The organism is Xanthomonas sp. GPE 39, assembly GCF_000963005.1.
Lineage (GTDB): Bacteria > Pseudomonadota > Gammaproteobacteria > Xanthomonadales > Xanthomonadaceae > Xanthomonas_A.
This window is the reverse complement of sequence record NZ_JZHZ01000007.1, coordinates 3020681-3033648: the sequence shown is the minus strand read 5'-3', so window position 1 is coordinate 3033648 and position 12968 is coordinate 3020681. Positions and strand designations below refer to the sequence as shown.

The 12968-nt window shown below is 63.2% G+C and carries 9 protein-coding genes; 5 read left to right on the top strand and 4 right to left on the bottom strand.

Going from position 1 to position 12968, the window contains the following annotated elements; all coding sequences use genetic code 11:
• Window positions 1-128: 128 nt before the first annotated feature.
• Entirely contained in the window at window positions 129-1637 is a 1509-nt protein-coding gene (locus XALGPE39_RS12725; RefSeq protein WP_045728496.1) for an oligopeptide:H+ symporter, read from the top strand.
• 16 nt (window positions 1638-1653) lie between these two features.
• Complete coding sequence (locus tag XALGPE39_RS12720) at window positions 1654-2250, top strand: thioredoxin family protein (RefSeq protein ID WP_045728495.1); 597 nt, start codon at window positions 1654-1656, stop codon at window positions 2248-2250.
• A 76-nt stretch (window positions 2251-2326) separates the two neighbouring features.
• Here XALGPE39_RS12720 and XALGPE39_RS12715 read toward each other — a convergent pair whose 3' ends face one another.
• Window positions 2327-2812, bottom strand: a complete 486-nt coding sequence (locus XALGPE39_RS12715) for a MarR family transcriptional regulator (protein ID WP_045728494.1) — start codon at window positions 2810-2812, stop codon at window positions 2327-2329.
• 189 nt (window positions 2813-3001) lie between these two features.
• Between XALGPE39_RS12715 and hppD the strand changes: the two genes are divergently transcribed.
• Both hppD and hmgA read left to right on the top strand, forming a co-directional pair.
• The gene (gene hppD / locus XALGPE39_RS12710; RefSeq protein ID WP_152624973.1) at window positions 3002-4069 is read left to right on the top strand and encodes a 4-hydroxyphenylpyruvate dioxygenase; all 1068 of its coding nucleotides are present in this window, start codon (window positions 3002-3004) and stop codon (window positions 4067-4069) included.
• 136 nt (window positions 4070-4205) lie between these two features.
• Window positions 4206-5507 (top strand): homogentisate 1,2-dioxygenase, encoded by a 1302-nt coding sequence (hmgA, locus tag XALGPE39_RS12705; protein WP_045728492.1) that lies wholly within the window; start codon window positions 4206-4208, stop codon window positions 5505-5507.
• Between the two features lie 31 nt (window positions 5508-5538).
• Here the strand turns inward: hmgA and XALGPE39_RS12700 are convergent, their stop codons facing one another.
• Complete coding sequence (locus tag XALGPE39_RS12700; protein WP_045729199.1) at window positions 5539-6024, bottom strand: hypothetical protein; 486 nt, start codon at window positions 6022-6024, stop codon at window positions 5539-5541.
• Between the two features lie 173 nt (window positions 6025-6197).
• Here XALGPE39_RS12700 and XALGPE39_RS15995 point away from each other — a divergent pair, with 173 nt between their 5' ends.
• Window positions 6198-6428, top strand: coding sequence for a hypothetical protein (locus tag XALGPE39_RS15995; protein ID WP_045728491.1), 231 nt, complete (start codon window positions 6198-6200; stop codon window positions 6426-6428).
• A 115-nt stretch (window positions 6429-6543) separates the two neighbouring features.
• On the opposite strand, the gene XALGPE39_RS12690 is transcribed toward XALGPE39_RS15995, so the two are convergent.
• Window positions 6544-9666 (bottom strand): efflux RND transporter permease subunit, encoded by a 3123-nt coding sequence (locus tag XALGPE39_RS12690; RefSeq protein WP_045728490.1) that lies wholly within the window; start codon window positions 9664-9666, stop codon window positions 6544-6546.
• 31 nt (window positions 9667-9697) lie between these two features.
• Window positions 9698-12931 carry an efflux RND transporter permease subunit gene (locus tag XALGPE39_RS12685; RefSeq protein WP_045728489.1) on the bottom strand — a complete coding sequence of 1078 codons (3234 nt, stop codon included), beginning with the start codon at window positions 12929-12931 and terminating at the stop codon, window positions 9698-9700.
• Window positions 12932-12968 lie beyond the last annotated feature (37 nt).

The window sequence follows — 12968 nt, the reverse complement described above, 5'->3', positions numbered from 1 at the left end:
TTCCGTGTTCAGGATCTGGTACCCCACGGCCATTTGACGCCGCGCGCCCGCTCGGTAATCCTCGCCCGTCGCCCGGCCTGGCCGGATACCTCCCCCCAGCCCATACTGAATACGCAAGGGAACACCGAATGAGTGTTGACGTCGTCGCGTCGAACCATCCCGCCTCACCGCAGCCGCCCGAGTTCAAAACCCTGCTGGGCCATCCACGTCCGTTGTGGATGCTGTTCATGACCGAATTCTGGGAGCGCTTCGCGTTCTACGGTATCCGCTGGGCGCTGACCCTGTATATCGTCGCCGAGTTCTTCAAGGGCGCAGGGACGGGCGAGGCACCGGCCAATAAACTCTACGGTGCCTATCTGGCGCTGGTGTACGCCTCGGCGCTGTTCGGCGGTTTCGTCGCCGACCGGCTGATTGGCTATCAGCGCTCGTTGTTGATCGGTGCGGTGGTCATGTCGGTTGGGCTATTCCTGATCGCGGTCCCCAACGAAGAAGTATTCAAGATTGGTCTTGCCACGATCATCGCCGGCAACGGACTGTTCAAGCCGAACGTTTCGACCATGGTCGGCAAGCTGTATCCGCCCAGCGATCCGCGTCGCGATTCGGGGTTCACGATTTTCTACATGGGGATCAACGCCGGCGGATTCTTCGCGCCGATCCTGACGGGCCTGCTGGCCGATAAGCTGTTCGGCACCGAGGCCATGCCGGCCTACAAATATGTGTTCATCGCCTCGGGGATCGGCATGCTGATCAGCCTGGTGTGGTTCTGGATCGGACGGCGCCAGCTCGGCTCGGTTGGCCGGCCGCCTGCCGGCGCCGAAGGCATGGGCCGCACGGTTGCGGTGCTATTGGCGACGCTGTTGTTGATTCCCACGGCCTACGGCTTGCTGCTCATCGATGCCAGCATTCTCGGCTGGATCCTGACCACCTTGTTCGTGGCGTTATGCGCAATGATCCTGATCGAGGGCATCCGCGAGGGCAAGGTGCCGCGCGATCGTTCAATCGCAATGCTGATCGTGTTCGTGTTCAACGTGATGTTCTTTATGTTCTTCGAGCAGGCGGGTAGCTCGTTCAACTTCCTCGCTCAAAATATTGTCGTGCGCGATCTGGGTGGCTGGATTTTCCCGGTTGGCTGGTTCCAGTCGGTCAATACGCTGGCGATTCTGGTGTTGGGGCCGGTGTTCGTGTTGCTGTGGGTGGCGCTGCGCTCGGCCAACCCGTCGATTCCGCGCAAGTTCGGCTTGGGTCTGATTTTCAACGGTCTGGCTTTCGCGTTGTTGATGTACGCGTTGTCCGCGTTGGTCGATAGCGCCGGCAAGATTCCTTTCTGGACCTTGTTCATGGTCTACGTGATCCAGACTGTTGGCGAGTTGTGCTTGTCGCCGATTGGGTTATCGATGACCACCAAGCTGGCGCCGACCAAGGTCGTGGCGTTCGCTATGGGCGGTTGGTTCCTGTCCACGGCGATTGGTAACAACCTCTCGGGCATCTTCGCCGCGGGCGTCAGCGGCGAAAGTGGAATGACCGTGGCCTCGGCGCTGAAAGGCTACACTTTCGGCTTCTGGGCGTTACTGGGCTCGGGCGTGTTGCTGTTTCTCATCGCACCGCTGATCAATAAGTTGATGCATGGCATCAAATGAATTTGAGGATGTCGCAATGTCGATGAACAAGACGATGTGGACTGCGCTGGCGTTGATGTTGGCGCTTGGTGCTTGCGGAAAGAATACCTCTCCCCCCGAGGCGCCGGCCAAGCCGTTGGATACCTCGGTGCAGAAGCCGCCGGTGGCCGATCCGAGCCAGCCGGTGGCCTCGGGCAATACGCCGGCGGCGGCCGACGTGGCGGCGGCGGCGGCGTTGAGTGCGCAGTTCGATCCGCACCGCGATCCGGCAGAGGACTTGAAGACCGCCATCGTCGAGGCCAAGCGCGGCGGCAAGCGCATCATGCTCGACGTGGGCGGCGAATGGTGTTCGTGGTGCCACATCCTCGATACGTTTATCCAGGGTGACGCGGAGCTGCGCAGTTTTCGCGACGCCAACTACGTGTGGGTCAAGGTCAATTTCAGCGAAGACAACAAGAACGAAGCGTTTCTAGCGCAGTACCCGAAGATCGTGTCCTTCCCGCATCTGTTGGTGCTCGATGCCGACGGTAAGTTGCTGCATTCGCAGTTCACCGGCGAGCTGGAGAAAGGCAACAGCTACGACCGCAAGAAGTTCTTCGCCTTCTTCAAGGAATGGGCGCCGCCCAAGCCGTAGCGGCGTGATCGCGACAGCGCCGTGTTCTCGGCGGCTGTCGCGGTTGCAGGCGCGCCCTGCAACGGGCAGCGTGGCCTCAGCGGCCGGTCATGCTGGCCAAGCCTTCGGTGGCTAGGCGGTCGATCAGTTGGTGCAGGAGATGTTGCTCGTCTTGGTTGAATGGTGCCAGCAGGCGTCGCTCGCATTCCAGCACCATCGGCGCGACCACGTGATAGACCTCCACACCTGCGTGGGTCAGGTGCAGCACCGAGCGGCGGCGGTCATCGCCGTGCGTCTCTCGATGGATGAAGCCGCGCTCGAGTAGGCGCGCCACCGCGCGGCTCACCGCGACCTTGTCCATCGCGGTGCGCTCTGAGACCTCACCGGCCGACAGCCCTGGATACAGCGCCAGCACCGCCATCACCCGCCATTCGGTTACTGCCATGCCGTAGCGCTCGCCATAGACACGGGCGATGTTGCTGCTGATCCGGTTGGACAGCACGCTGATGCGGTAGGGGAGGAACTGTTCGAGATCCAGCGAAGGTTGGTCAGACGTCGGTGAGACGGGCGTTGCGATCATCATGCTGCATTGCACCTTGATAGTTGTTTCATTTGTAACTACAGTGGAAGAAAGAGATACTTACCCTCCATTCTCGCGAGTCTTGTGTCCGTCCGCATGTGAAATTTCGGCTGCGGTCGCTGCGACTCGTCTTCCAGGAAACGCGTCATGCGTACACAGCCGCAACATTCGCCGCAGCCGATCAATCTCGGCATGCAGGTCACCACTTTCGAGAACCCGATGGGTATCGACGGTTTCGAGTTTGTCGAGTTCGCCGCGCCTGCCGGTCAAGGCGAGCGCTTGCATGCTTACTTCCGCCGTATGGGTTTCACTGCGGTGTTGCGTCACCGCCATCGTGCGATCACGGTATACCGGCAGGGTGGGGTCAACTTCCTGGTCAACGAGGTGCCGGATTCGTTCGCTGCCGATTTCGCTGCCGCGCATGGCCCCTGCGCCTGCGGTTTCGCGATCCGCTTCAAGCATCCGGCCGATGCGGTGTTCGCCAAGGTGCTGGAGAACGGTGGCGAAGCGGTGGCGAACAAGGCCGATACGCGCGCCGTGCCCGCACCCGTGGTCAAGGGCATTGGTGACTGCATGCTGTACTTGGTCGATCAGTATGGTGATGCGGGATCGGTGTATGCCGAGTTCGAGCCGGTGCCCGGTGCCGACCTGCATCCAGTCGGCTTCGGCCTGACCTTCATCGATCACCTGACGCACAATCTGTATTTCGGCAATATGCAGCGGTGGTCGGATTACTACGAGCGGCTATTCAATTTTCGCGAAATCCGCTACTTCGACATCAAAGGTGCCAAGACCGGGTTGGTATCCAAGGCGATGACCGCGCCCGATGGCGTGGTGCGCATCCCGCTCAATGAATCGCCCGACCCGAAGAGTCAGATCAACGAATATCTGGACGCCTACCATGGCGAGGGCATCCAGCACATCGCTTGCTTCACCGACGATATCTACATCACTGTGGAGCGCATGCGTGCGGCCGGAGTGGAGTTCCTGGAGACACCGGAGACCTATTTCGATGTCATCGACCAGCGCATTCCCAATCATGGTGAGGATGTGGCGCGGCTGGCCAGGAACAAGATCTTGATCGATGCCGATCCGGAGACTAAGCAACGTAAGTTGTTGCAGATCTTTACCCAAAACTGCATCGGCCCGATTTTCTTCGAGATCATCCAGCGCAAGGGCAACGAAGGGTTTGGCGAAGGCAATTTCCAGGCATTGTTCGAGAGTATCGAGCGCGACCAGATCAAGCGCGGCGTGCTTTGAACGCCGCGCAGGCCAATACGCTCATACGCGCCTCGTCCGCCGCGCTTGGCCTGCTAGGGTTGCTCGATGGCCTGCGCGCACGCTGCTGGCGGTAAGCTTTCCACGCGTTACGTCTTCCGTCATTGCGAGCCCGATCATGCACCTGGATTCTCTTCGCTATCAGTCCGGTTTCGGTAACGAATTCGCTACCGAGGCGGTCGCCGGGGCGTTGCCGGTCGGGCAGAACTCGCCGCAGCGCGTGGCCCACGGGCTGTATGCAGAGCAGTTGTCGGGTACCGCGTTCACCGCGCCGCGCGCGGCCAACCGACGTAGCTGGTTGTATCGGATCCGGCCGGCGCTGCTGCATGGTGGCTTTGTCGCCTACACCCAGGCGCGCGGGTTCCATAACGCGTTCCAGAATGGCCCGGTGCCTCCTGACCAGTTGCGCTGGAGTCCGTTGCCGTTGCCGGAAGCATCGGTGGATTTCGTCGATGGTTTGTACACCATGGCGGGCAACGGCTCGGCCGAAGCGCAGCATGGCGTGGCGGTCCATCTGTACGCGGCCAATGCGTCCATGCAGGGGCGTTTCTTCTACAACGCGGATGCGGAGCTGTTGATCGTGCCGCAACTGGGGCGGCTACAGGTGTGCACCGAGCTGGGGACGCTGGAGGTGGCGCCGCAGGAAATCGTGGTGATTCCGCGTGGTGTGCGGTTTCGTGTCGCGCTACCCGACGGCCCATCGCGGGGATATGTCTGCGAAAACTTCGGCGCCTTGTTGCGCTTGCCGGAGCTGGGACCCATCGGCGCCAACGGTTTGGCCAACCCGCGCGATTTTCTCACCCCGGTGGCGGCCTACGAGGAAGACGAGGGGGACTTCGCATTGATCGCCAAGTTCCAGGGGCATTTGTGGCAGGCACCGATCGGGCACTCGCCGTTGGACGTAGTCGCCTGGCATGGCAACTACGCGCCTTACAAATACGATCTGCGCCGTTTCAATACTATTGGTTCGATCAGTTTCGATCATCCCGATCCGAGCATTTTTACCGTGCTCACCGCGCCCAGCGACACGCCAGGCACCGCCAACCTCGATCTTGCGATCTTTCCGCCACGCTGGTTGGTGGCGCAGCATACCTTCCGGCCGCCGTGGTTCCATCGCAATGTCGCCAGCGAGTTCATGGGCCTGGTGCAAGGCGCTTACGACGCCAAGGCCGAGGGCTTCTTGCCTGGTGGGGCGTCGTTGCACAACAGCATGAGCGGGCACGGTCCCGATGCCGCCACGTTCGACAAGGCATCGCAGGCCGAGCTGACGCGCCCTGACGTGATCGTCAATACCATGGCCTTCATGTTTGAGACCCGTGCGGTGTTGCGCCCGACTACGCAGGCGCTGGAAGCCGCGCATCGCCAGCGTGATTACCTGCAATGTTGGCAGGGGCTGCGTCGGCACTTCCGCGCGCCTTGAGCGCGTAGTCCATCGGCTAGGTGCTGTGCGTTCAAGCGACGGCCAGTGCGCTGTGCAGTGATGTTGGCAAGATTTCCAGCACCCGTTCGCGAATACGCTGCGCGTAACGCTCTGAGGTCATCTCTGGCATGGCGTGCAGCGCCTGCGCAATGGCGTGCAGGGTTTCGGTTTCCTCGCGCGCTGCGCGCAATTGCTGTTGCAGTGCCAGCGAGGCCGGATGGCGCTGCAACTGCAGCAGGTCAAGCAGGTACATGCGCGCATTGAGCAGTGCGCGGCGCGGGTCCGGGGACGTGGTGGGCACTGCAGCCGGCGTGGCGGCATGGCGACCGTCGTCAAGATATCCCTGTTGCAGTAGCGCCTGCATGATCGCCGCAGCATTGTGCCCGCCCAGTGCGATCAGCTCCTCGGCGCTGCGCTGGCCGTCGGCCAGGATCAAGACGCGCCGTTGGCGCATGTCCAGCGGGGTGTCGTGGGATTGCAGTGCCGCAAGGGCGAGGGCGGTCTTGCGCGGATGCATGTGCGGGCACATGGACGGGCCCCCAGCGTGTCGATCTGCCGTGAAACGCGGATGACAAAAGGCATTATTTATGTTTAATTTTCGCTAAAAAGCATCAGGTCATGTCATGCGCGCCGCACCTGCGGAGGCGGCGCGTTAGGCTATCTGTCATTCCTGCGAGAGAGAGACTGTCAATGAAGCCGACTCTGCTTGTCACCGCGTTGCTGCTGTTCGGCCTTGCCGCTTGCGACCGGGGGCCGCCGCCGCCGTTGTCGCCGCCTCCCGCTCCACCGCCGGGTCCTGCACCGGTGGCGCCACCACTGCCCCCTCCACCCGTTGCGGATGGGGATAGGGCGTTGCCGCCACCGGACATCGACCAGCCCGATACCGACGTTCCGCCCGCACAGGCGCCGGTCAAGCGCTAATCGGCTGTCCGCATGACGGAGGCGGTCTAGCCGGCACGAGGCCTGCGTTGTGCGTGGCTGGTCGATTGTCGCGTGGCTGCACGGTGTCTAGCTGTGCAGCACACTGCGACGTGTTTCAGGGCTGCGTTGCGATCGGCAATTGCTGGCGCCGTGCGCGGCGCCGTTCGCGTCGCGCCCGCCAGCGCTCGCGCAGGCAGGAGAAAATCACGTAGAGCGCCGGGGTGCTGAGCAGGGTCAAGCTCTGCGAGACCAGCAAACCGCCGATCATCGCGATGCCGAGCGGGCGTCGCAGTTCCGAGCCTTCGCCCAAGCCCACCGCCAGCGGCACCGCCGCCAGGATCGCCACCATGGTGGTCATCATGATCGGACGGAAGCGCACCAGACAGGCCTCGCGCACGGCTTCCATTGGGGCTTTGCCATGTGTGCGCTCGGCGACCAGGGCAAAGTCGATCATCATGATCGCGTTCTTCTTGACGATGCCGATCAGCAGCACCAGCGCGATCATCGAGACCACCGACAGTTCGGTGTCGGTGATCCATAGCGCCAGCAGCGCGCCCATGCCGGCGGCTGGCAGCGTGGATAGAATCGTCACTGGGTGCACCAGATTTTCGTACAGCATGCCCAGCACGATGTAGACCACCACGATGGCCGTCAGCACCAGCACCAGCATCGATTGCGGTTGCATCTTCGCGGTGAAGTCGTCCTTATCGGCAATGCGGATGTCGCCGGGCATGCGCAAGCCGTCGGCGGTGGCCTTGATGATCGCATCGGCTTCGCCGGTACTCACGCCTGGCGCCAGGTTGTAGCTCAGGTCCATGGTCGTGTACTGATCTTGATGGGTGATCTGCGACGGCGCCAGGCCCGGCACCTGATGCGCCAGTGCCATGAGCGGGATCATCGTGCCGTTGCGCGCACGCACGTAGATGCGGTTCAGTGCCGTCGGTGTGGCGGTCTGATCGGGCAAGGCGTTCACCACCACACTGTACTGGTTGATATTGGAGTAGATCGTGGAGATCTGGCGCTGGCCGAAGGCGCCATACAGCGCGCCGTCAATGGCGCCGATCGACACGCCCAGGCGTGCGGCCAGCGCGCGGTCGACGACGATGTTCTGGCGAAATCCGGCGCTATCCACGTCACTGCCGACGTCGCGCAGTTTCGGGTTTTGCCTCAGCGCCGCTTCCAGCTTGGGGAGCCACTGCTGTAACTGTGCGGTGTCGTTACCCTGCAGCGACACGCGGTACTGCGCGCCCTGGTTGGTGCCGCCTCCACCGTCGCTGGGCAAATCCTGGATCGCGTGCAGCCGCAGTTGCAGATCCGGGTAGTGGTTAGCCTTGGTGCTCAGCCGCGTTAGCACCTGCGCGGTGGTATCGGTGCGGCCCTCGTCGTGTTGCTTGAGTTCGATGTTGAAGCTGGCGCTGGAGCCTTGCCGGCTGCTACCCAGGCGCACACCGACGGTTTTTACCGACGGGTCGGACATCAACATGTCGGTGATGCGGCGCTGGCGGTTGAGCATGTCGGCAAAGGACACGGTGGAGCTGGACGTTGCGCGCCCCCAGATCAAGCCGGTGTCCTGCTCTGGGAACGCGCCTTTTTTCACTGTCCCGAGCAACAACACCGTGGCGACAATCAGCAATAGTGGGGTCAGTGCCAGCAGCAGCGCGTGGCGCAACGAGAAGTCCAGCAACACGGTATACGCGCGCAGCATGCCGGTGTGCATCCGTTCCAAAAAAGCGCCGATGCGACCGGGCCGTTCCGGTTCGGCGTGCGCGGACAGGAAGCGGCTGCACAGCATCGGCGTCAGGGTCAGCGACACCGCCGCCGAGACGCAGATCGCGGAAACCAGGGTGACGGTGAATTCGCGGAAGAACATGCCCATGATGCCGTTTGCGAACAGCATCGGAATGAACACCGCCACCAGCGAGGCGGTGATCGAGACGATGGTGAAGCCGATTTCGCGCGCACCGACCAGAGCGGCGTCCATGCGCGACATGCCATCGTCGAGATGGCGCATGATGTTCTCGATGACCACGATGGCATCGTCGACGACGAAGCCGATCGCGATCACCAGTGCCAGCAAGCTCAGATTGTTGAGCGTGTAGCCCAGGATGTACATCAGCAGCGCGGCACCGGCCAGCGAGAGCGGCACGGTTGCTGCGGCGATCAGCGTCGGCGCTAGCCGGCGCAGGAACAGTGCCATGGTCATCACCACCATGGCCAGGCTGATCAACAGCGTGGCCTGCACCTCGTTCAACGACGCACGAATGGTTGGGGTGCGGTCGAAATAGGCGGTCATTTCGGTGCCGGGCTGCAGGTAGGTATGCAGCATCGGGATCTGTGCCTTGACCCGATCCACTGTCTCCACGATGTTGGCGCCGGCGCGAGTGAACACGTACATCACCACCGCCCGTTTGCCGTTCAACCAGGCGGCTTGGTAGGCGTCCTGCTGGCCATCGTAGACATTGGCGATGTCGCGCAGACGCACCGTGCGGCCTTGCTGCTGTGCGATCACCAACTGCCCGAAATCCGCCGCCTTGGCCACCGCGTCGTTGGCGACGATGGCGGTGGTGGATACGCCGTCGCTGAGAAAGCCGGTGGGCGAGGTGACGTTGGCCGCGCGCACGGCGTTGCGTAGATCGTCCGGGGTCAGGCCCATCGCGTTGAGCGCGCGCAAGTTCACGTCCACCCGCACCGCTGGGGTTGAGGCACCGCCGATATCCACCGAGGCCACGCCGTTGATCTGGCGCAGGCGCTGCGCCAGCAGTGAATCGGCGACGTTGTACAGTTCGTCGGCCGACTGTGTGTCCGAGGTCAGGGCGATGGCGATGACCGGGGCGTCGTTGGGGTTGGCCTTCTGGTACATCGGGGTGGGCAGACCCGATGGCAGATCGGCTTGCGCGGCGTTGATCGCGGTCTGCACATCCTGCGCGGCCGAATCGATATTGCGTGTGCTCTGGAAGATCATGAACACTTGGCTGTTCCCCTCCGAACTGGAGGAACGCATGGTGTCGATCCCGGGCAACTGGCCCAGGTGTCGCTCCAATGGCGCGGTGACCGTTGCGGCCATCGTCGAGGCATCGGCGCCAGCCTGGGTGGCCTGCACGAAAATCACCGGGATCGAGACGTTCGGCAGCGCCGCCACGCTCAGCCGCAGGTAGCAGAGCATGCCCATCACGAACAGGCCGATGGCCAGCAGTGCGGTGCCGATGGGGCGGCGGATGAAGGGCGCGGAAATGTTCATGCGGCCGAGTTCCTGCCGGTGGCAGCCGAACTCATGCCTGTTCCCCCGCGACCGCGCCAGCCTGCGCCGCGCGCCGTGCGCGATAGGCGCGCAGGCGTTCGGCGGCGCGCTCCATGTACAGGTAAATCACCGGCGTGGTGTAGAGCGTGACCAACTGCGATAGCAGCAGGCCGCCGACGATGGCCAGACCCAATGGCCGGCGCAGTTCCGAGCCGATGCCGTTGCCCAACGCCAGCGGTAGCGCGCCGAGCATCGCCGCAGCGGTGGTCATCATGATCGGGCGGAAGCGCAGCAGACAGGCGCGGCGGATCGCGTCGTGCGCGTTGGCGCCGTCGTGGCGTGCGTCGATCGCGAAGTCGATCATCATGATCGCGTTCTTTTTGACAATGCCGATCAGCAGCACGATGCCGACGATGCCGTCCACCGACAGGCTCAGTCCGCACAGCATCAGTGCCAGCAGTGCGCCCACGCCCGCCGGCGGCAGCGTGGAAATGATTGTCAGTGGATGGATGTAGCTCTCGTAGAGGACGCCGAGCACGATGTAGATCAGCACCACCGAGGCCAGCAGCAGCCACACCACATCGGTCTGGCTGCCGGTGAATTCGGCGGCCTTGCCGATGAATTCGGCATGTACTTGCTGCGGCAATTGCAACTGTGCCTGGGTCTGCTCGATCGCCGACACCGCCTGCGACAGTGAGTAGCCTGGTGCCAGGTTGAACGATAGCGTCACGGCTGGAAGTTGCTGCTGGTGGCTGACCACCAGCGGCGTGGTCGCCAGCTTGGCGTCGGCCAGCGCCGCCAACGGCACGGTGCCGCCGGCGCCGACGGCGATGCCGATGTTCTGCGCGCCGATGCCGGTGGCGGTGGAAGAGTTGCTCGACGTCGTCTGGCCGAAGCTGGTGGCGTTGCTGGCGGTCAGCGCGCCGCTGCCGTTGCTGGCAACAGCCAATTGGTTCAGAAGCGCGGTGCTGGTGCGGAACTCCGGCGCCACCTCCAGTACCACCCGGTATTGGTTGAGTTGGGTGAAGATGGTGGAGATCTGGCGCTGGCCGAATGCGTCGTAGAGGGTGTCGTCGATGGTCTGCATCGGTACGCCGAGCGTGCTGGCCTTATCGCGGTCCACGGTCAGTTCCAACGCGCGGCCTTGATCGGCCAGGTTGTTGTCCACGTCGGCCAGCTCCGGCCGCTTGCGCAGCGCGGCAGTCAGGCGCGTGGCCTGGGTCGCCAGTTCGGCGCTGTCCACGTCCGATAGCGAGAACTGGTATTCGGTGGCGGCCACGCGGGTGTCCAGGGTCACGTCCTGCACGGGTTTCAAGTACAGCGCGACACCCGGCAGCCCCGCTGCCGCCCGTTGCAGCCGTGGCAGCAGTTCTTCCAGGCTGACGCGCGCGTTGCGCGGCTTCAGCACGATACTGAGTTGGCCTTGATTGAGGGTGGGGTTCATCGAGCCGGCACCGATGAATGCCGCCACGCCGGTCACGGCCGGATCGCGGCGCAGCGCCGCGGCCACGGCCTGGGTGCGTTGTTCCATCTGCGGGAACGCGACGTTTTGGTCGGCCTGCACCACGCCGGTGATCAGCCCGGTATCTTGCTCGGGCAACAGACCTTTGGGGATCGTCACGTACAGCAGCACGGTCAGGACCATGGTCGCCAGCGCCACCAGCAAGGTGAACTTTTGATGGCCAAGGACCCAATCCAGGCTGCGTTCGTACAGCCCCACGGTTCGCGTCCACAGCGTGGTTTTACCGGCCGCCGCCGCGCGTTCGTGCGCGTCTTCGCCTTCGGGTAAGGCATCGGGTTTGAGCAGGTACGCGCACATCATCGGCGTCAGCGTCAGCGACACCAGCATCGAGATCACCACCGCGATGCTCAGCACCCAGGCAAACTCGTGGAACAGTCGGCCGGTGACGCCGGGCATCAGGATCAGCGGCAGGAACACCGCCACCAGCGACACGGTGAGCGATAGCACGGTGAAGCCGATCTGGCGTGCGCCGATTTCCGCCGCCTCGCGTCCGCTTTTACCCTGTTCGATGTAGCGCACGATGTTTTCGATCATCACGATCGCATCGTCGACCACGAAGCCCGTCGCCACCACCAGCGCCATCAGCGACAGGTTGTCCAACGACATCCCGGCGAAGGCCATCACCGCGAAGGTACCGGCCAGCGACAGCGGCACCGCCACCGACGGGATGATGGTGGCCCATAGCCGACGCAGGAACACGAAGATCACCGCCACGACCAGGCCGATGGTCAGGATCAGGGTGAACTTGACCTCGTGCACCGAGGCGCGGATGGTTTCGGTGCGGTCGGAGAACACGTCCAGATGCACGCCGCTCGGGAGCACCTTGCGCAACTGCGGCAGGATCGCGCGGATCTGCTCCACGGTCTGCACGATGTTGGCGCCGGGCTGGCGGCGAATTTCCAGCAGCACGGCCGGCTTGCCGTCGGCCCAGGCGGCAAGCTGGTCGTTCTCTACGCCGTCCACCACCTTGGCCACGTCCGACAACCGTACCGGCGCGCCGTTGCGGTAGCTGATGACGGTGTCGTTGTATTCGGCGGCACTGGACAATTGGTCGTTGGTGCCGATGCTGTAGGACTGGGTCTTGCCGTTCAACGATCCCTTCGGCGCGTTGACGTTGGTCTGGGTCAGTGCGCTGCGCAGCGCTTCCATGGTCAGGCCCATGTTCGACAGTTGCGCTGGGTTGACCTGGATACGCACCGCCGGACGGACATTGCCTGCGATCGACACCAGACCCACGCCGGGCACCTGCGACAGCCGCTGGGCCAGGATGGAGTCGGCGTAGTTGTTCACATCGCGTAGCGTCAGCGTGTCGGAACTGAGCTTGAGCGTGATGACCGCCGCATCGGCCGGATTCACCCGGTTGTAGACCGGCTGGTAGGGCAGCGAGGGCGGTAGGATGGACTGGCGAATCGCCGCTTGCACGTCCTGTGCGGCGATGTCGATGTTGCGGTTCATCGCGAACTGCAACACGATCGTGGACAACCCAGCCGACGAATCGGACGTCATCATCTGCAGGCCGGAAATCTGCCCGAGCTGCCGTTCCAGTGGCGTGGTGACCAGCGAGGCCATGGTGCTGGCGTTGGCACCGGGGTACTGCGTGGTCACCACCAAACTGGGTGCGTCGATTTCCGGCAGCGCCGACACCGGCAATTGCTTGTAGCCGAGGATGCCGAGCAGCAGCACTCCTGCCATCAGCAAGGTGGTGGCGATTGGGCGGCGGATGAAGAGCGTCGAAAAGCCCACGGTGTGATCCTTGCTGGTGGAGGTCCGCTGCGGCTGT